We start from the raw sequence: 19,380 nt of genomic DNA, 5'->3' as shown, positions 1-19,380 counted from the left end.
GGCGCTTCGTTGTGCTGCCGATATTGCCGTATCAGATCTGTGCCGAGTCCCGGCGGACGGTGACCGGTTCGGCGAGTCGTTGCTCGTCGCAGACGGTCTGCAGCCGCTCGAGGGTTTCGGCGAGTCCCGGGCCGAGCGGTTCACCCGGGGTGAAGGTGGCCGGCAGATGCCGCATCCCCTGGATGACCGCGATGGTCTCGTAGTGCACCGCTTCTTCCGGGATACACCGGAAATCCGGTATCCGGTCCAGTACCGCGATCAGCATCCGCTTGTACACCGCGCGGGCCACATTCGACCCGATACAGCGATGGATGCCCAACCCGAAACTGAAGTGCCGATTGCCTTTACGATCCAGCACCACCCGATCGGGCTCCTCGAACACCGCCGGGTCACGATTGGCCATGGCCCAGGACAGCCACAGTCGTTCGCCTTCGGCGAACCGGGCGCCGGCCAGTTCGATATCGGAGTTCACGGTGCGGCCGTCGCCGGGTGCCGGGGTGAAGTAACGCAGGAACTCCTCGGTCGCCGAATCCAGTAGTTGATCCCGTTCCCGGCTGAGGGTCTCCCGTTCGTCCGGATGTTCGGACAACCACTCCAGGGAGTGCGCGGTGAGCGCGGTGGTGGTGTCGAAACCGCCGCCGATCAGCAGGCCGAGCATGCCGAGGATCTCGATATCGGAGAGGGGCGCGCCGCCGAGGGTGGCCTCGGTGGCGAGCGCGTGGATGAGCCCGGGCCGGGGATTCACCCGGATCTCGGTGAGGTTGGTGTAGAGATCCAGGCCCATTTCCTGGTGTAGCCGGTGCACCCGCTCGTATTCCGGGGAATCGGGCGGGGTGTACACCGTGGCGTGGGCGGGTTCGCTGTACACCGCCCAGTTGGCCAGCGGGATGCCCAGCATGGCCAGGGTCAGCACCGCCGGCACGATATTGGCCAGATCGTCGACGAAATCGATCCGTCCCGCGGCGATCTTCTCGTCGAGGGCGGCGCGGACGAGTTCGTCGACGAACGGTATCCAGCGCTGTACCGCCGCGGGCGACAGATACGGGTTGAGTACCGACCGCAGTTCGCGGTGCTCGGGATCGTCCATCTCCAGGATGCCGTTGCGGATGGCGGCCTGGTTGGTGGAGGGGATGGTGATGCCCTGATATCCGCGCCGTACACCTTCGACATCGCGGTCGTTGGAGACGTAGGGGCAGCGGGCGAGTTCGAAGACCTGGCGGTTACCCGCGGCCACCCAGTAACCGTCGTGGTGGTCGGTCCAGGCGATCGGGCAGTGTCGATGCATATGCTCGGTGATCGCCTGGAACGACTGCCGGTAACCGGGTCCGTAACGGTCGAAATCGAGCCGGGGATTGAGGCGGTCGGTGGATTCGGTGGCGGACATCGGTCCCCCCTCGTGCTACTCGGTGAGCGAGATGGCGCGCTCGGGGCACGAGTGCACCGCTTCGCGCACCTGGTCCTCTTGGTCGTGGGCTACATTTTCGTCGACCGGCGACGAATGTCCGTCGATTTCACTGAGTTCGAACGCTTTCGGCGCGATCATCGAGCACAGAGTGTGTCCCTGGCAGCGTTCCTGATCGACATGGACCTTCACGGTTGTCACTTCCCTTCGGATGCGGTGGGCGGAGACCCGGGGCTGTCAGGTGTTGCGTCCGCCGTTGACGCCGATGATCTGGCCGGTGATGTATCCGGCCTCCTCGGAGATCAGGAAAGCGCAGGTGGCGGCGATATCCTCGGGTTTGCCGACCCGCCGCACGGGGGTGCGCTGAATATGGTCCTCGACGGTGCCGCCGAGCAGCCGGCGCTCTTCGGAGCGGCGCAGCATGGGGGTGTCGATGAAGCCCGGGGGGACCGCGTTGACGGTGATCCCCGAGGGACCCAGTTCCAGCGCAAGGGATTTGGTGAGTCCGTTGACCGCGGATTTCGAGGAGACGTAGTGGGACATGAACGGCTGGCCCGACTGCGCGCTCGACGAGGAGATGTTGACGATGCGGCCCCAGCCGGCTTCGACCATATCCGGCAGTACGGCCTGGATGGTGTGGAAGACGCCGTGCAGGTTCACCTCGATGACCCGCTGCCATTCCGCGAAGTCGATGTTCTGGAACCGTTTGAACCCGTCGACTCCGGCGGCGTTCACCAGGACGGCGACCGGTCCCAGCTTCGCGCGGACGGCGTCGAGCGCCTCGGCGATGCTGTCCGGGTCGGTGACATCGGCCCGGTAGGCGGAATCGTCTTCCGCGGCAGCGTTGCGGTCCAGGGCGGCCACATGGAATCCGTCGCTGCGCAACCGCTGCGCGATGGCCAGTCCGATGCCCGAGGCGCCGCCGGTGACAACTGCGGTTTTCACGCCTGCCTCTCCTTCTCCCGCGCCCACCGGCGCAAGAACATGCATTCCGAATAGTGAGAACCGTACTCTCGTAAAGATCGTGTCCGCAAGATCTGCGGGATCCGTCCGAGGGTCGGTCGCTCCGCTGCCGGTTCCGGATTTCTCCAGCTCACCGAATTGCCAGCGTGAGCGCCCTTGCCAAATGTACTATTCTCCTCAAACGAGAATGTAATTTTCACAAACTTTCGAGGAGGCGGGATGTCAACGCAGGAAGAGGCGGTGACTGCCACGCAGCGGTTGCTCATCGACGGGCAGCTGGTCGAGACCGGGGCGACCCTGGCCTCGCTCAATCCCGCGAACGGGGAAGTGGTCGGCCACGCGCCCGAAGCCGGTGTCGCCGAGGTGGACGCCGCTGTGGCCGCCGCCCGCCATGCGTTCGACACCACCGACTGGTCGACGAACCACGAATTCCGCGCGCGCTGCCTGGACCAGCTCTATCAGGCGCTGCAGGACAATGTGGAGGACCTGCGCGCGCTGATGATCGCCGAGGTCGGCGCGAGCTACATCCTCACCAAGGGAAACCAGCTCGAGACCCCGTTCGAGATCGTCAAGTACTACGCCGGTGTGCTGAAGGGCTACACCTGGACCGAGGACCTCGGCCCGGTCGAGATCCGCGGCGCCCAGCACCAGCGCTGGGTCGAGAAAGAGGGCGCAGGTGTGGTCGCGGCCATCGCCGCCTACAACTACCCGTATCAGCTGGCGTTCGCCAAACTCGCGCCGGCGCTGGCCGCGGGGTGCACGGTGGTCCTCAAGGGCGCCCCCGACACCCCGCTCATCACCCTGGCCCTGGGCGAGCTCATCGCGAACCACACCGATATCCCGGCCGGCGTGGTGAACATCCTCACCAGTTCCGAAGTGGCCGTGGGCGAACGGATGACCACGCACCCCGATGTCGATGTCGTCTCGTTCACCGGCTCCACACCGGTCGGCCGCAAGATCATGGCCGCTGCCAGCGCCACCCTGAAAAAGGTGTTCCTCGAGCTCGGCGGAAAATCCGCGGCCATCCTGCTCGACGACGCCGACTACAACCTGGGCGCCATGTTCGCCGCCTTCAGTATCTGCTCGCATGCCGGCCAGGGGTGCGCGATCACCACCCGCCTGCTGGTACCCCGCGCCGATCACGACAAGGTCGCCGAGCTGGTCGCCGCCAACCTCGCCAACATCACCTACGGTGACCCGGCCGACCCGAAGAACTATATGGGTCCGCTGATCAGCGAACGCCAGCGTGACAAGGTGCACGGCCTGGTGGAGCGGGCGGTCGCCGCGGGCGCCACGCTGGTGGCCGGCGGTGAGAAGGTCGACCCCGGGTTCTTCTACAAGCCGACCCTGCTGGCGAATGTCGACCCCGACAGCGAGATCGCCCAGGAAGAGGTGTTCGGCCCGGTCCTGGCGCTGATCCCGTACGACGATATCGACGACGCGGTGCGGATCGCGAACAACTCCATCTACGGTCTGTCCGGTGGTGTGTTCGGCGCCGACGCGGAGCGCGCCCGGTCGGTGGCCCGCCGGATCCGTACCGGCACCTTCAGTATCAACGGCGGCAACTACTTCCACCCGGACGCGCCCTTCGGTGGCTACAAACAGTCCGGCGTCGGCCGGGAGATGGGCGTCGTGGGGATGGAGGAGTTCATGGAGCGCAAGACGATCGCCGAGGTGGTGGCCTCGTGAAGCCGCTGGAGGGGATCACCGTCCTCGAAGTCGCCATGTACGGCTTCGTCCCGTCGGCGGGCGCGGTGCTCGCCGACTGGGGCGCGAATGTGATCAAGGTCGAGCATGCGGTCACCGGTGATCCGCAGCGGGGGTTGCGCCAGATCGGCAAGTTCAAGGTGGAGGGCGATCCGAACCCGAATATCGAACACGCCAATCGCGGTAAACGCAGTATCGGCGTGGATATGTCGGTCGAGGGCGGACGCGAGGTCATCTACGAACTGGCGCGGCGGGCCGATGTGTTCCTCACCAGCTTCCTGCCCTCGGCCCGCACCAAGTTCGGGATCGATATCGACGATATCCGCGCCGTCAACCCGAAGATCGTCTACGCCCGGGGCAGCGCGCTCGGTCCGCGGGGCCGGGAATCCGATCGCGGTGGCTACGATATGACCGCCTTCTGGTGCCGCGGCGGGGTGGCCGCCACCATCACCCCGGAGGGGACGAACGGCATGATCCAGCCGCCCGGCCCCGCCTTCGGTGACACGATCTCCGGGACCAATCTGGCCGGTGGTATCGCCGCCGCGTTGCTGAAGCGGGAGCGGACCGGGGAACCGTCCGTCGTCGATGTCTCATTGCTGGGCAGTGGTCTGTGGTCGCTGGGACATACGGTCGCGCTGTCGGCGTATCAGGGTGAACCCATGCTGGCGCCGCCGCCCGGTACCCACGGTGCGATGTCGAACCCGCTGTCGGGACTCTATCGCACGGCCGACGACCGCTATCTCTCGTTCGTCATGTTGCAGCCCGGGAAGTTCTGGGCCGATGTCTGCCGGCATATCGACCGCCCCGAACTGGCCGAGGATCCGCGTTTCGCGGACGCGGCGACAATCGCGGCCAATACCGATGCCGGGGTGGAGATAGTGCGTGAAGCGATCGCGCAGCGCACGCTCGCCGAGTGGACGAAGAAGTTCGCGACGCTCAAGGGGCCGTGGGCGCCGGTCCAGGACTCCCACCAGGTGGGGCAGGACGATCAGATCAGGTCCAACGAGTACATTCTTCCCGCCGGAGAACTGGAACTGGTCTCGAGCCCGGTCCAGTTCGACGTCACCGCACCCGAGCTGCGGCCCGGGCCGGAGTTCGCGGCGCAGACCGAAGAGGTCCTGCTCGAACTCGGGTGGGATTGGGATCGGATCATCGAATTGAAGACCAGCGGCGCGGTGGCCTGAGATGTAGCACCGAACGACGGACCCGGTAGGGATGCCACCGAGCTATTCCTGCCGGGCCCGAGCACTTGCTATTTCGGTGGATCGTGCTGGTCGCCCTCCTCCACCGGCAGCGGGTCGTAACCGTTGTTGTCCTGGGCGGGCGGCTCGACGATGACGCCGTTGTCCGGGATATTCGGACTGTCGGGCAGCACCGGAATATCGATCTCCAGTTCGGAGGGGCCGTGGGTATCGGCGAAGTTGTCGTCCCAGGTTTGTTCGAGGTCGTCCCGGTAGTGCTGATAAGGAGTTCGGCCGAGTTCGTCGGCCAGCCGGTCGCGCGCTTCGTCGTGGGACAGCCGCCCGCTGTTTTCGTCGGCCCAGATATCGATGGTCGCCTGGCTGATGTTCCCGATATCGGGGCCGCCGTTCTCCAGGATCTCCATCCGGGCCCGGGCAGTTGTCAACCCGCTTTCGGCTTCGGCGAGGTAACGCATCCGCATGTTCCGTTCGAGCCAGGGACCGTATTCCTCTCCGGGCGTCGGCGGATCGGTGATTGCGTCGAATCTACCGGCGTAGGCGTGACCCACTTCGTGTGCCAGGATCGCGGTGGCCCAGAGCGGTTCGTCCTTCTTGTCCTTGTCGATGATGATCTTCTTGGCCTCGGAGTACGTCACGCCGAGCGAATCGATATCGCCGTAGCCGATCGTCCAGCCGTCGGCTTCCAGAATTTTCAGCTGCTCCCGCAGGAACGGGGACATATCGGCGTAGTCCAGCACAGTCGCGTCGAGTGCGGAGTCGACTTCCGGTCCGGCGTCCACCGGTCCGTTCGTTGTCCGGCCTGTCGGGCTGTCCTCGCGGTCGGCGTCGTCGATGAGGTGTCCCAACGCCAGCCCGCCCAGACCCGCCATCACCACATGGCGGACCGAAAGGCCGGACCTGTTATTCGTTCGTGCCAGGTCGTCGGTGCCGCTGCGCATGCCCCCGGCGAGACGGTTGTAGGTGGTGGAGGTGCCCTTCGCCGCGCTGCCGAGTAGCGCGGCCGAACGCGCGGCGGCCTTGCGGGCGGCTCCGCTGACGGCCTGGGATACGAGCAATTTCACGGACGTCTCACTTCGGTCTCCGGTTACGTCCACCATCGCATGGATCTCCGGCGGCAGATTCCCGATCGTGGCAGGTGGCGCGCTATCCGGCCGCCGGTGGAGATGATGCCCGGAATTGTGTTGCCCGCATTCCGCGCATCATCGACCACCACCCTTCGGTACGGTAGATCAGCTGCTCTCGCAACCGATTCCGTTGCCGTCGCGGTCCAGGTCGTACTCGTCCGGTCCGATCACCCGGACCCGGCCGGTGTAGGCGGGGCCGTTCCCGCTACCGCCTGCGCAGTCGACATCGCTGGTGATGGGGACGCAGGGATCGTAGGAGGGGTGGCAGCCGGCCGGTACGGCCCGGGCGGGGGCGGCAACCGCCAGGCCGAACGAGGCGGTCGCGAGGGCCGCGGCGCCCAGGATCGACAGGGTTCTCATCGAGGCTTCCTTCGGTGAAGAGGACGAATCGCCGAAGTTTCGCACGGTCAGTGCCCGGTCGACCTCTTTTTAATGGAAAAGTGACCTCTAAAAAGCGTTACCGGATGCTTATCCGATCGCCGGGCAACCGCGCTCTCGGCCGGGAATCGTCGCGGTGGCCCCGGTGTTGTTCCGGGCGCATCCCGCCCGCATATCCCGGAGGCCGCTCATGACGACACCCAGCGTGAACGAATTGATCGATCCCGCAACGGATTTCGGTGCCCGCGTAGCCGAACGGCTCGAACGCGAGCAGATTGTATGGCTGACCACCGCCGGACCCACCGGGACCCCGCAACCCAGCCCCGTATGGTTCCGCTGGAACGGTAGCTCCTTCCTCGTCTTCAGTCAGCCGGACCGGCCGAAACTTCGCAATATCGCGCGCAATCCGCGGGTGGCCCTGCATTTCAACAGCACCGAGACCGGGGGAGAAGTGGTGGTGTTCGGCGGCGCCGCCCGGGTCGAGGCCACCGTCGACCCCGAAGAGGTCGCGGCGTACCTCGACAAGTACGCGGCGGGGTTGGCCGGGCTGTCCATGACCGGCGACCGGTTCCGCGCGGAGTACTCGGTGCCCATCCGGGTGGTACCCGACCGTCTGCGCGGGTTCTGAACCTCAGAATTCCAGGTCGGACCACGCAGTCCGGATCGGGAACGGGAAGCCGGTATCGACCCGCCGGAGCCACCGGGCATCCATGTGCCGATCAGCCGGTAGTCGGCCGGACAGAGCGGACGGACCCAGGCCGGAGCCCATGGGTGGTGGCGTCGCTAATGGAATACCACGCTCTCGAACGCCGACCCGCGCTGTGGGGCCGCGGGTGCCCCTTCGCAGTTCGGTCCGGGAAACGCGGCGACCCGCAGTTCCGTATCGTTGGTGACGACCCCGGCTGCTCCCGGTGTGTTGTGACACCGGTCGGGTACGGGATCGCTCAATACGGCGCGGCCACCGTTCTGCCCGATGTAGACGAAGTCGCCCGGGTCGGCGTGGGCGCTGAGCGGGGTCGCCGGCATGATCACCGTTCCGGCGATGAGGATGCCCACGGTGTCGATGATTCGTCGCACTCGCTGTTCCTCTCGAATCGGGGAATGGACGGCTACTCGTGCACGGGTTCGCAGTATTCTCCACAGCGCGCCGAACTGTGGGCAGGCGATGTGCTCAGCGGGTCAGCAGCTTCTTTTCGGTGTGTCACGACGCGCCGGTGAGATCGCGGCAGGTGATCTCACCGCCGATCCGCGGGCCGATGGCCAGGTCGAGCATCCCACGGTGAGAAGTGGCGGTTTGTCGTAGCGGGTGGCGATCGCCCGATACTGTTCGAGCCGGACGAAGCAGCGTTCGACCACGTTGCGGCCTGCCGTGGCCGTCGCACGCGAGATGGTTTTCCACGAACCGGCTGATACCGAGCGAACGGCCGGGGCCCGTGCGAGGATCGACACGGGAGCAGCGGCATCCCGGCCCGCCGCCGTGATCGAGTGGATGGCGGAATGTACTGGGTGGCAGGCGCTCTAGCGGTCTCGCTCACCGTGTGTGCCGACCGGTACGGGTATCACCGGGACGAGATGTATTTTCTGGCCGCGGGTCGGCGCCTCGACTGGGGATACGCCGACCAGCCGCCGCTGGTGCCGTTGCTGGCCCGAGCGATGGCTGCGATCGACGCGGATTCGCTGATCCTCCTGCGACTTCCGGCGATCGTGGCGGCCACCGCCGTGGTCGTGTGCACCGGCTGGGCGGTCCGTGAACTGGGCGGCGGCCGGGCGGCGCAGACCCTTGCCGCGGCCGCGGTGGCTTCCTCCGCGCTGTTGCTCGGCGCCGGTCATCAACTCGGCACCGTGATCTTCGACCTGGCGGTGTGGTCCGCCGTAGTGGTGACGGTCCTGCGGCTGCTGCGGCCGGAATCGGATCGGCGCTGGTGGTTGCTCGCCGGAGTGCTGGCGGGTATCGGTTTGCAGAACAAGACGCTGCTGGCGTTACCGCTGCTGGTTCTCGCCTGCACACTTCTGTTGCTCGGCCCCCGGAAAGTGTTCGCCACCGGGTACTTCCCGGTCGCACTCGGGATCGCCGCGGTCCTCTGGGCGCCGAATCTGTGGTGGCAGGTGCGCAACGGGCTGCCGCAGGCCGAGGCAGCCCGGGCCATCGCGGGTGGCTCCTCGGGAACGTCGGACGGCCCGCTCGGCTTCGTGCTGCTGCAGTTCGGCCTGATGGGGCCACTCATGGTGGTGTTGTGGGCCGCGGGTCTGTGGTGGCTGGCCCGGTGCCGCCGCTACCGCGCTTTCGCGCTCGCCTACGTCCTGCTGTTCGTGGCGTACCTGGTCGCCGGGGGCAAGGCGTACTATCTGGGCGGAATGTACCCGGTGCTGCTGGCCGCCGGCGCTACCGCCCTGGCACCGGCACTGACCCGCACCTGGCGGCGGCGTACCGCGACGGTCACGGTGTTTGCCCTGAACGCGATGGTGTCGGCGGTACTGTTCCTGCCGGTTCTGCCCGTGACCGCCCTGCGCGATTCGCCGATTCTCGCCGTGAACTACGACGCCGGAGAAACGGTCGGCTGGCCGCGGTTCACCGACCGAATCGCGGAGGTCAGAGCCCGTCTGGCACCGAACGCGGAAATACTCACGGACAACTACGGCGAAGCCGCTGCCATCGAGCGTTTCGGCGCTCCGTACGGCCTCCCGGTTCCGCACAGTGGCCACAATGCCTACTGGTGGTGGGGGCCACCGGTCGATTCCCGGCCGATCCTCACCGTCGGCCTCACCCGCGCGGAAGTCGCGCGATTCTGCGCCGATTCCGTTCCCGAAGCGGCGGGCCGAATCGACAACGGGCTCGGAATAGACAACGACGAACAAGGGGCGGCGATGTACGTGTGCCGTACCGTACGTGCGCCCTGGGCGCAGCTGTGGCCGGCGCAACGGCAACTGGGCTAGAGAGCGTCATCGAAGCCTGTGCGGTCGAGGTGCGGGTTCGATTCGATGTGTAGTTGTGGCGCGTAGGCACGACTCGACCGAGGTCTCTCTAGCGGGGCCTTCCGGGGCTGGGGGTGTCGAGGGCGTATCGGGCGCTACCGGGACCGTCCTCGGCCGGCCGGGGGTCGCCCGGATCGGCGGGGGGTATCCGGCGTAGGTACTGTCCGAGCAGGCCGGCTGCGTCCAACATGGCCAGCCCGCGCTCGGTGAGCCTGCGTTGCCAGTCGGTGAGCGCGCCGCTCAGTTGCTCGGTGCCGCCGGCAGTCCTGATCTGTTCGACCACCGTGGCGATACGGTCCAGTCCGTAGCCCCCGCGCCGCAGGAGATGGGTGAGTTCCGCGTCGCGGATATCGGCGGGTGTGTAGACGCGGTAACCCGTCGCCGGGTCTCGTAGGGGGCCGAGGATCCCCGCGGTCTCCCAGGCGCGCAGCGTGGCCGGGGTGACGCGCAGATGATTCGCCACTTCGCCGATGGTGCGGGTAGTGGCGGAGGTTCGCGCGGGGAGCATGTCGTGCCCGGTGGGGAGGTGCTCGATCGCCCGCCGGACCGTATCGAGTGTTTCGCGGTCGCGGAGCAACCGCTGATGGCCGCGGTCGATGAGGTTCAGCGCGGAATCGATCTCACCGCCGTGGATCTCGGTCATGATCCGCCCGGCGAGTGCGTGCCCGTACGCGGCGACGAGGGCGAGGAAGGCGTGCAGAGCCGCCGCGTGCACTTCGGTGTAGATCCGGTAGCCGCTGTCGGTGCGCTCGGCGGGCGGTAGGAACCCGTCCCGCTCGTAATTGCGGACGGCCTGAGTGGAGAGTCCGTGCGCGCGGGCCAGATCGGTCGGTCGCAGTGTGATCACTGTTTTGAGACTTTACACCAGATATAACGCTTGGGAGCGCGGAAAGTCTCAACCGAAGTTTCAAAGATAAGATCGAAGAAATGAAGGATTTCCCTGACAGCGTCCTCAACCGGCCCGCCGACCTGTTGGCGTTCGGTGAACCGACCCATCTGGAACCGGCCTTCGCCTGGACCCGTAACGACCTGTTCGTGGCGGCGGCGGATCGCGGCTTCCGCTCGATAGCTCTCGAAACCGATCGCGTGGCCGCCCTCGTCGTGGACGATTACGTCCGGTACGGCGTGGGCACGCTCGATACGGCCACGGCAGCGGGTTTCTCGCACGGTTTCGGCGACTTCCCGGCCAACCGGGATCTGGTCTCCTGGATGCGGGAGTACAACGAGACCCGCTCGCCGGGGGAGCACTTGGCCTTCCACGGCTTCGATGCCTCGCTGGAGACGATGAGCGCGCCCAGTCCGCGCCGTTATCTCGAATACACCGCCGACTACCTGGGTCTCGATCTCGGTCTGACCGATCTGGCCGGTGCCGACGATCAGTGGGACCGCACCGAGGCGGTACTGGATCCGGCGGTATCGGTCGGGGCGACCCGTGCGGCCGACACTCTGCGTGTACTCGCCGACGATATGTGCACCACCCTCTACACCCGGGCGCCCGAACTCGTCGAGCGCACCTCGCGCACCGCATGGTTGCGTGCCGAAACGTATCTCACCGCCGGACTCGGCCTGCTGCGGTATCACAAACAGGCGGCCCAGCCCATCGGACAGGCTGCCCGCTGGAATCGGATGTGCGCCGTCCGCGACGCGCTCATGGCACAGAACCTGCTCGATATCCGGCGTATCGAGGCCGGGCGGGGCCCGACCCTGGTATTCGCCCACAACCTCCATCTGCAACGGAACCCGAGCAGTATGCGGATGGGCGATATGCAGCTCGACTGGTCCAGTGCGGGCGCTGTCGTCGCGTCGCTGCTGGGTACGCGGTACACGGTGGTCATCGGCTCGCTGGGTCGCGACGAGACCATCGATCTGCCCGAGCCCGGCGCGGATACCTACGAGGGGTTTCTGCAGACCCGGGTCGCCGCCCGGGGGTTCGTCCGGCCCGCGGATATCCCCACCGCGCGTTCCCGCACGGATCACACTCCGGCGCACGGTTATTTCGCGCTCGACCGAGCGGCCGTCGACGCCGCCGACCTGATCCTGCACATCCACGACGGTGCCACCGTCCGGGGCCGGCGGCAGCGCGACCGGGCACGATCCGAACCCGACCCGGTCCGGTCACACGCGGGCGGGTCGACCGCGGAGTTCCCCGACCGCTCGTGAACCGGCGCGCGGGGCGGGCGGTACTCGCCGGTGACTATCGGAACACATCTCACCGGGTGCGTTCCACGGCGTCGCCGAGCGCGGGGCCGGAGCCGGGGGCCAGTGGTTCTGTGCGGCAGGTTCAGCTGCTCTGGGACCCTGTTCACCGGAGCTGACGTCGCGAGGTCCGCGGTATCGGTGAGCGGGCTGGACCCGAGGGTTCGGCCGCGCCGGTCGGGGAGTTCGAGGCTCGATTCCCGGACTGCGCCGGATCGGTTCCGAGATCGATGATTTCAGGCGGAGTCCAGGTCAGAACATTGATGCAATGGTCGTCGGCGATGAAGTATTCGCGGATACTGTCCTGCTCGCCGCTCCAGAAGGTGGGGCGCTGCCGCTCCAGATCCAGCCAGCCGCCCCGCTCGACTTCCCACAGCCAACCGTGCGGTTCGCTGTAGGTGTTCCAGTACTCGATGAGGTCGCCCTCGTCCAGCACCCGGAACCCCATCAGCTCACGGAATACGACATGGGCGAAGGAGAATCCGGGGCCTTGGATGGCGATGGTGAGGTCGCCGCCGTTATAGCGCAGGTCTCGGACAACCTTCTTCGCGTACCTGCTCGACTCGGGTACCAGGCGGCACTCGGGGTCGAAACTCGGTGCGGATTCGGGTTCCCCCACGGGGTCGGCTGTTGGCATGTACTCGATCATGCCAACAGCCGGGCGGTTCCTCAGCTCGCGTGTTTGGCCGCGTAGCGCTCCGCGTATTCGGCGCGGGTCGTGGTCGACAGATCGACATCGGTGGCCTTTGCGCGTAGCGCGCCGACCGTCGCCTGCTCGCGGGGAGTGTGCGCGAACGGATCCCAGTTCAGGAAACGGCAGGCGTTCTGCCAGGTGATCTTGTCGATATCGGAATCGTCGGCGCCGGCTCCCTCGAGTTCGTTCAGCACGAATTCCGGGGCGCCCGGCCAGAGCGAATCCGAATGCGGATAGTCGCATTCCCAGGCGATATTGTCGATACCGATCTCGTGCCGCAGTTTCAGCGAAGTGGGATCGGTGACGTAGCAGGCCAGCACATGCTCCCGGAACACCTCGCTGGGCATCTTGCCGCCGAAATCGCGGCGCAGCCAGCGCTGGTTGGTGTAGTGCCGGTCGGAGCGATCCAGGAAGAACGGTATCCAGCCGACACCGCCTTCGGACAGCGCGACCTTCAGCTTCGGGTAGCTACGGAAAGCCGGGCCCCACAGCAGATCCTGGGTGGCGATCAGCGAGATACTGGGCGCCAGGACCATCAGATTGTCGATGGGTGCGTTCGGGGCCAGTTTGAGGACGCCGAAGCCCTGCCCGATATGCAGGTTCATCACAGTGTCGTTATCGCAGAGTGCCTGGAACACCGGGCCCCAGTAGTCGAGATCGTGATAGCTGGGCAGACCGTCGATATGCGGTAGCTCCGGCATGGTCACCGAATGACAGCCCTTGGCGGCGACACGGTTGATCTCGTCGATCGCGAGCTGCGGCTCCCACAGCGGCAGGATCGCGATCGGGATGAACCGGCCCGGGTAGGCGCCGGCCCATTCGTCGATATGCCAGTCGTTGTAGGCGGAGATCATCGCGACGGTGATCTCGTCCATGCCGCCGCGGCTCAGATGCCCGGCACTGAAACCGGTGAAGGTGGGGAAGCACATGGAGCCGAGGACGCCGTTGGCGTCCATATCGCGGACCCGGTCGTGGATGTCGTAGACCGCGGGGCGCATCTCGGCGTATCCGGCGGGGTCGTAGCCCCACTCCTCGGCCGGCCAGGAGACGACCGCGTTCAGGCCGGTGACACCGGTGGGCCGGTCGCGGTAGATCCAGCGATCGATACCCGTGTCGTCGACGACGACCTTCGGTACGTATTCGGCGTACTTCTTCGGCGCGTGGTTGTCGAACATATTGCGCGGTTCGACCACGTGGTCGTCGATGCTCACCAGAATCATGTCGTCGATATTCACCGGACTCCTCGCTGTTCATGGTCGACGCCGGGCGCGGCCCGGACTAGGAGATCGAAAATCTCTTCAGATGAGAATCTCACTCTCGGTTGTGTTCGACGATACACCGTGGCCGGTGCCCGGGTCGAGATGATCACCGGGGTCGGATCCTCGTGCCGGAGGGCGGTCGCGTACGGCCCGGCGGGCACGCCGAACTCCGCCACCGCGAGATACGCGGGGGCGGAGTGGGTATCGCGATCACAGCATCCGTGGTGCAGTGCGGGACGACCACGCGAGCGCCTGCCGATCCGGCGGCCGGTCGTGGCTCCGGCTGAGGGATTCGGTCCGCTGTCGGCGTTCAGCGCAACTGATCCTTCATCACCTTTCCGGTGGCGTTGAGCGGTAGTTCGTCGAGGAAAACTACCGACCGCGGCACCTTGTACCCCGCCATCCGCTCCTTCGCCCAGGCGATGAGGTCCGCTGCGCCGATCTCCGTGCGTGCCACGACGAATGCCTTGCCCACCTGGCCCAGCCGATCATCGGGGACCCCGATCACCGCGGCCTGGGCGACCGCCGGATGTTCCAGGAAGAACCCTTCGATCTCGGCGGGATACGCGTTGAATCCGCCGACGATGTACATATCCTTCTTACGGCCGATCACCTTCAGCCGGCCGCCCTCGTCCAGGCTCCCCAGATCTCCGGTGTGCAACCAGCCGTCGGCGTCGACGGCCGCGGCAGTGGCCTCCGGGTCGTCGAGATAGCCCTGCATCACGCTGTACCCGCGGATGAGTACTTCCGAGTCGTCGGCGATACGCAGTTCGATACCGGCACAGGCGCTGCCCGCGGTGGTCGCGATCTGTTCGAAGGTATCCCCGGGTCGCGACGCGGTGGCGGTACCGGCCTCGGTGAGGCCGTACCCGGTCATGATCGACCGGAACGGGAGTTCCTCCCGGATCCGGCGGATCAGGTCGACCGGGATATCCGCCGCCCCGGTCACCGCGGCGCGCAACGAGGAGATATCGCGCGCGCCCTCGTATTCCAGCAGCGAATGGTACAGCGTCGGCGGCCCCGGCAGCATGGTGACCCGTTCGGTCGCCACGAGTTCGATCACCTTGTCCACATCGAAAACCGGTACCGGCAGCATGGTCGCGCCGCGGACCAGTGCGGCCACGATCCCCGCCTTCAGGCCGAAGGTGTGGAAGAACGGGTTGACCATCAGATAGCGGTCGCCGCGCCGCAGATCGGCCAGATCGCACCATTCCGAATACAACCGCAGCGTCTGCAGATGGTTCATCATCACGCCTTTGGGGCGCCCGGTGGTGCCCGAGGTGTAGATGATGTCGGCGATATCGGTGCCCGCGACCTCTCGTTCGAAAGGTGCCCCGCTGCCGAGGAAATCGGATTTCAGATCGTAGACCGGTACCCCGGGTGGGGCCGGATAGTCCGCACCGAGGAAACCCTTCTGCACCAGCAGGGCCTTGGCTCCGCTGCGGCGGATGACATCGGCGGCCTCCTCGGTCTTGAACCGGGTGTTGACGGGTACCAGTACGCCGCCCGCGGTCATCAGGCCGAGGGCGGCGACGATCCATTCCGCCGAATTGGGCGCCCATACGGCCACCCGGTCACCTGTGCCGATACCGGATTCGGCGAACGATCCCGCGGCCCGGCGGATCCGGTCCACGAGTTCGGTGTAGCTCCACCGCAGTTCCCCGTCCACCACCGCTTCGGCATCACCGAAGCGGTCCGCGGTGGACAGGGCGAGCTGCGGGATGGTTTCCCAGGTCATGCTGTGTCCTCGGATTCGAGCGAGGGCCCTGTGTGGTGACGCCGCACAACCACCGCCGGGCCCGACCCGCTCATACCTCGAGCAACCGCGCGAGGTTGCCGCCCATGATCTTGGCCTGGTTCTCCAGCGGCATGTCCTTGATCTCGTGGATGTAGCGGGCCGGTTCGGCCAGGCCCTCCGGATGCGGCCAGTCGGAACCGAACAGCACATGGTCGGCGCCCATGACCTGCGACAGCCGTTCCAGATCCTCCTCCCAGAACGGGCTCACGTAGAGGCTCTGTTTGATCGCCTCGATCGGATCGCGGAAACCGAAGCCCTCCGGCGCCTTCTTGTAGACATCGGACAGCTGCTGCAGCAGCGGCTCGAGCCAGGCCGAACCGTTCTCGATGACGGCGATCTTCAGCTCGGGGAACCGGTTCAGCGCGCCGTGGCACACCCAGGACGCGACCGCGTCGGTGACCGGACGCCACTGGTTGGTCATGGCGAAGGTGTTGGTCTGGAACGGCAGCATCTCCGTATCGTTGCCGTCCCATTCGGCGTCGAAGCGCGAGTAGCCGCTGTCCGAGGAATGCATGGTGACCAGGACGTCGAGTTCGACGACGCGCTTCCAGAACGGATCGAATTCCGGCATCGCGAACGATCGCATGCCCTTGAACCCGGGCACCGGGGCCGGGCGTACGAGGATGGCCTTGGCGCCGTGTTCCACTACGGCCCAGTTCAATTCGGCGATCGCCCGTTCGACGATCGGCAGGGTGATCACCGGGACGGTGAAGATGCGGCCGGAGTGGACGAAGTTGCCGTCCTGGCCCCAGTCCTCGAGCATCCAGCGGTTCAGCGATTCGATCACTGCGTGGATCAGCTCGGGATGGTGGCGCATCCGTTCCTCGACCAGGCTGGCCAGGGTCGGGAACATCAATGCGCGCTGCAACTGGAGGTCGTCCATGACCTTCAGCCGCGCTTCGGGGTTGCGGAAGGCGTCGATCGCCTTCATCGACTTGCCGAAGATCTCGCGCCGGCTCTTGCCCTCGGGATTACCGTGCTTGAAGTACTGCTCCATGGCGCCGGGGCGGGCCACCACCTCGAAGGTGGGGTTGGGGATGTACTCGCTGATCTGGCCGAGTACCGCGATCTTGGTGCGGCCGTTGATCTCGACGTACTGGATCGCGCCCTTGTACTTCTCGGGCAGATGCCGGGTGAGCGCTTCCTTGGTCTCGTAGAGATGGTTGTCCGCGTCGAAGAGCTGATACGGCAGCTCGACTTTACTCATGGAATCCTCCTTGGCTATTTATGAGAATCGTATTCTCATGAGCGCTCGGTCGCAACGGCCTCGTCGCGCGCTGCGGCCAGATCACGCCGGATGGCGAACTTCTGGATCTTTCCGCTGGGGGTCCGCGGGAAGTCGGTGACGATATGCAGTTCCTCGGGCCATTTCTGCTTGGCCAGACCCGCCTGCGCGAAATGCGCGCGCAGTGCCTCGATATCGGGGGCGGGCCGATCGGGCAGACAGCGCACCACCGCGGCCGTGCGCTCGCCGAGGCGTGGATCGGGTACCGCCACCGCGACGCCCTCGGCCACGCCGGGCAGGGTGAGCAGCACCTCCTCCACCTCGAGCGCGCTCACGTTCTCGCCGCCGCGGATGATGATGTCGGATATGCGGTCGGTGATGGTGAGATAGCCGTCGGCGTCGAGGACGCCGATATCACCGGTGTGGTACCAGCCGTCGGCGTCGAAGGCGTGGGTGGTGAGTTCCGGATCGGTGTAGCCCAGGCACAGATCGGGGCCGCGGCTGATGATCTCCCCGTCCTCGCTCAGCCGGAATTCCACGCCGGGCAGGGCATTGCCGTCGGTGAACAGGCGCTTATCGGCCGGTGCGGTGGACAGTGACCCGGTGATCGACGGATGCTCGGTACTGCCGTAGGAACGGAATACCGTGATCCCGAGCTGTTCGAGGCGCACGCTCACCGCGGCCGGTACCGCGGCCCCGCCCAGGCCGGCGTAGCGCAGCTGGGCCAGATGCGCCGGCTTGTAGCCGGGGTGGTCGAGCAGGCTGGTGACGAAATAGCTCACGCCGCCGCCCACGCAGATGTTCTCGCGCTCCATCAGTTCGAGCACCCAGCCGGGGTCCCAGAGGTCGAGCAGATGGATCGGCGCGCCGTCGACAACCGGGATGAGCAGGGCGTTGAGCATGCCGATGAAATGGCCGACCGGCGCCGAGGTGAGCTGGTCGCCGCGGTCGGGCGGGTACATACCGGCCAGCTGCCGCACTTCGTAACCCAGGGTGTTGTGGCTGTGTACGACGCCTTTCGGTGCCCGGGTGGTACCCGAGGTGAACGCGATACACGCGGGCCCGTCCGGGTCGGTGTGCAGGACGCCGTCCAGCGGTTCCGGTTCGAGCAATTCGTCGAAATCCCGGTCCACCACGCCGACCACCGGTACGTCCGCGCACAGAGTCGGGTCGAATTCTTTGTGGCCGAAGCGTTCGCAGGTGATGAACACCTTCGGCCGGACGGCCTCCAGGATGTAGCCGAGTTCTCGGTGCCCGTAGAAGTGCGCGATCGGCACCACCGTGGTGCCCAGCAGGGTCGCGGCCCAGTAGGTGGCCGCCGCCTCCATCCAGTTCGGCAGCTGGAACGCGACGATATCGCCGGGCCCGACCCCGCGGCGCCGCAGGCCGGCGGCCAGGCGCCGCGCGATCTGTTCGACCTCGGCGAAGGTTCCCGACCAGGGCCGGATCCGGGAGTGCACGCGGAAGGCCGTCCCGGGGGCGTCGGCCAGGCCGCGGGCGAGGAGTTCACCGAGTGTCTCGTCGGTCCACCATCCGGCTTCGCGATAGCGAAGGGCCAGTTCGGGGGGAACGCCGCGGATGAGCGATTCGGGCCCGGAGGTGGAGCGCGACCACGTAGGGCCCTCGCTCATACGCCGTGGCTGGTGCATATCGAACTCCCGATCCGATCGTCGGAAACCAGCGGGAAAGTATATGGTTCTCTAGACAAGAGAATCATATTTCCGTCGAGGAGAACAAGTCGTGATCGAGCTCGAACTGGCGGACGGTCTGGCCGTCGTCACCATCAACCGGCCACAAGCTCGCAACGCCATTGCCCTGGACACGATGGACGAGCTGGACAAGGCGATCGACGGGGCGGCCGGAGCCCGGGCCCTGGTGATCACCGGTGCGGGGGACCGGGCCTTCGTCTCCGGCGGAGATCTCAAGGAGCTGGCCGCACTGCGTACCGTGGAGCAGGCCGCCGCCATGGCGAACCGGATGCGGGAGGTCTGCGACAAGATCGCGGCGTTCCCGGGCCCGGTGATCGCCGCGCTGAACGGCCACGCGCTGGGCGGCGGTGCCGAGGTCGCGGTGGCGGCGGATATCCGGATCGCCGCGGACGATATCAAGATCGGCTTCAATCAGGTGGCGCTGGCGATCATGCCGGCGTGGGGCGGCGCGGAACGGTTGTCCCGGCTGGTCGGGCGCGGCCGCGCACTGCTGCTGGCGGGTTCGGGCGAGATCCTCTCGGCCGCCGACGCCGAACGTCACGGCCTGGTGGACCGGGTGCTGCCGCGGGCCGAATTCGAGGAGGGCTGGCGGGTGCTCGCCCGTGCCCTGGCCAACCCCTCGGCGGAAGCGATCAAACGCGTCGTCGACGGGGCGAGTCCGGCAGCGGCCGTGGCGGCCTTCGCCGAGCTCTGGGTGGCCGACGCGCACTGGGTGGCCGCCGACCGGGTGATGAATCGCGGGAAATGAGG

General features: G+C 66.5%; 18 protein-coding genes. 6 read left to right on the top strand and 12 right to left on the bottom strand.

Annotation, left to right across the window (positions count from 1 at the left end; translation table 11 throughout):
* Positions 1-31: 31 nt before the first annotated feature.
* From ACWEWT_RS16960 to ACWEWT_RS16950, 3 genes are read right to left on the bottom strand one after another with little or no spacing between them, the layout of a single operon-like run.
* Complete coding sequence (locus ACWEWT_RS16960; RefSeq protein WP_452559919.1) at positions 32-1,384, bottom strand: cytochrome P450; 1,353 nt, start codon at positions 1,382-1,384, stop codon at positions 32-34.
* A gap of 15 nt (positions 1,385-1,399) precedes the next feature.
* Positions 1,400-1,594 (bottom strand): ferredoxin, encoded by a 195-nt coding sequence (locus ACWEWT_RS16955; RefSeq protein ID WP_030521009.1) that lies wholly within the window; start codon positions 1,592-1,594, stop codon positions 1,400-1,402.
* Between the two features lie 45 nt (positions 1,595-1,639).
* Positions 1,640-2,347 (bottom strand): SDR family NAD(P)-dependent oxidoreductase, encoded by a 708-nt coding sequence (locus tag ACWEWT_RS16950; RefSeq protein ID WP_452559917.1) that lies wholly within the window; start codon positions 2,345-2,347, stop codon positions 1,640-1,642.
* A gap of 237 nt (positions 2,348-2,584) precedes the next feature.
* On the opposite strand from ACWEWT_RS16950, the gene ACWEWT_RS16945 reads away from it, so the two are divergent.
* The gene (locus ACWEWT_RS16945; RefSeq protein ID WP_452559915.1) at positions 2,585-4,054 is read left to right on the top strand and encodes an aldehyde dehydrogenase family protein; all 1,470 of its coding nucleotides are present in this window, start codon (positions 2,585-2,587) and stop codon (positions 4,052-4,054) included.
* The gene (locus tag ACWEWT_RS16940) at positions 4,051-5,256 is read left to right on the top strand and encodes a CaiB/BaiF CoA transferase family protein (protein WP_452559913.1); all 1,206 of its coding nucleotides are present in this window, start codon (positions 4,051-4,053) and stop codon (positions 5,254-5,256) included. The genes ACWEWT_RS16945 and ACWEWT_RS16940 overlap by 4 nt, the downstream gene beginning before the upstream one ends.
* 68 nt (positions 5,257-5,324) lie before the next feature.
* Here the strand turns inward: ACWEWT_RS16940 and ACWEWT_RS16935 are convergent, their stop codons facing one another.
* Together ACWEWT_RS16935 and ACWEWT_RS16930 are read right to left on the bottom strand one after the other, a co-directional pair.
* The gene (locus tag ACWEWT_RS16935) at positions 5,325-6,335 is read right to left on the bottom strand and encodes a hypothetical protein (protein ID WP_452559911.1); all 1,011 of its coding nucleotides are present in this window, start codon (positions 6,333-6,335) and stop codon (positions 5,325-5,327) included.
* 168 nt (positions 6,336-6,503) lie between these two features.
* Positions 6,504-6,758 (bottom strand): hypothetical protein, encoded by a 255-nt coding sequence (locus ACWEWT_RS16930; protein WP_452559909.1) that lies wholly within the window; start codon positions 6,756-6,758, stop codon positions 6,504-6,506.
* 208 nt (positions 6,759-6,966) lie between these two features.
* On the opposite strand from ACWEWT_RS16930, the gene ACWEWT_RS16925 reads away from it, so the two are divergent.
* On the top strand, positions 6,967-7,404 hold the full coding sequence (locus ACWEWT_RS16925) for a TIGR03667 family PPOX class F420-dependent oxidoreductase (RefSeq protein ID WP_452559907.1): 438 nt from the start codon (positions 6,967-6,969) through the stop codon (positions 7,402-7,404).
* Between the two features lie 155 nt (positions 7,405-7,559).
* On the opposite strand, the gene ACWEWT_RS16920 is transcribed toward ACWEWT_RS16925, so the two are convergent.
* The gene (locus ACWEWT_RS16920; protein ID WP_452559905.1) at positions 7,560-7,853 is read right to left on the bottom strand and encodes a hypothetical protein; all 294 of its coding nucleotides are present in this window, start codon (positions 7,851-7,853) and stop codon (positions 7,560-7,562) included.
* Between the two features lie 420 nt (positions 7,854-8,273).
* Here ACWEWT_RS16920 and ACWEWT_RS16915 point away from each other — a divergent pair, with 420 nt between their 5' ends.
* A complete protein-coding gene (locus ACWEWT_RS16915) occupies positions 8,274-9,710 on the top strand; it encodes a glycosyltransferase family 39 protein (protein WP_452559903.1) in 1,437 nt (478 codons plus the stop codon).
* An 88-nt stretch (positions 9,711-9,798) separates the two neighbouring features.
* Here ACWEWT_RS16915 and ACWEWT_RS16910 read toward each other — a convergent pair whose 3' ends face one another.
* Positions 9,799-10,596 carry a TioE family transcriptional regulator gene (locus ACWEWT_RS16910; protein ID WP_452559902.1) on the bottom strand — a complete coding sequence of 266 codons (798 nt, stop codon included), beginning with the start codon at positions 10,594-10,596 and terminating at the stop codon, positions 9,799-9,801.
* An 80-nt stretch (positions 10,597-10,676) separates the two neighbouring features.
* On the opposite strand from ACWEWT_RS16910, the gene ACWEWT_RS16905 reads away from it, so the two are divergent.
* Complete coding sequence (locus ACWEWT_RS16905; RefSeq protein WP_452559900.1) at positions 10,677-11,909, top strand: erythromycin esterase family protein; 1,233 nt, start codon at positions 10,677-10,679, stop codon at positions 11,907-11,909.
* A gap of 142 nt (positions 11,910-12,051) precedes the next feature.
* Here ACWEWT_RS16905 and ACWEWT_RS16900 read toward each other — a convergent pair whose 3' ends face one another.
* The 5 genes from ACWEWT_RS16900 to ACWEWT_RS16880 all read right to left on the bottom strand — a co-directional run bounded on the left by ACWEWT_RS16900 (position 12,052) and on the right by ACWEWT_RS16880 (position 18,552).
* Positions 12,052-12,582 carry a hypothetical protein gene (locus ACWEWT_RS16900; RefSeq protein WP_452559899.1) on the bottom strand — a complete coding sequence of 177 codons (531 nt, stop codon included), beginning with the start codon at positions 12,580-12,582 and terminating at the stop codon, positions 12,052-12,054.
* Positions 12,583-12,614: 32 nt separating this feature from the next.
* Positions 12,615-13,874, bottom strand: coding sequence for an amidohydrolase family protein (locus ACWEWT_RS16895; RefSeq protein WP_452559897.1), 1,260 nt, complete (start codon positions 13,872-13,874; stop codon positions 12,615-12,617).
* Positions 13,875-14,208: 334 nt separating this feature from the next.
* A complete protein-coding gene (locus ACWEWT_RS16890; RefSeq protein ID WP_452559896.1) occupies positions 14,209-15,636 on the bottom strand; it encodes a FadD3 family acyl-CoA ligase in 1,428 nt (475 codons plus the stop codon).
* Positions 15,637-15,706: 70 nt separating this feature from the next.
* On the bottom strand, positions 15,707-16,903 hold the full coding sequence (locus ACWEWT_RS16885; protein ID WP_452559894.1) for an amidohydrolase family protein: 1,197 nt from the start codon (positions 16,901-16,903) through the stop codon (positions 15,707-15,709).
* Between the two features lie 35 nt (positions 16,904-16,938).
* Complete coding sequence (locus tag ACWEWT_RS16880; protein ID WP_452559892.1) at positions 16,939-18,552, bottom strand: AMP-binding protein; 1,614 nt, start codon at positions 18,550-18,552, stop codon at positions 16,939-16,941.
* Positions 18,553-18,661: 109 nt separating this feature from the next.
* Between ACWEWT_RS16880 and ACWEWT_RS16875 the strand changes: the two genes are divergently transcribed.
* Positions 18,662-19,378 carry an enoyl-CoA hydratase/isomerase family protein gene (locus tag ACWEWT_RS16875; protein WP_452559890.1) on the top strand — a complete coding sequence of 239 codons (717 nt, stop codon included), beginning with the start codon at positions 18,662-18,664 and terminating at the stop codon, positions 19,376-19,378.
* Positions 19,379-19,380 lie beyond the last annotated feature (2 nt).

This window comes from Nocardia sp. NPDC003963 (genome assembly GCF_053605105.1).
This window is presented reverse-complemented; position numbering and strand designations above follow the sequence as displayed.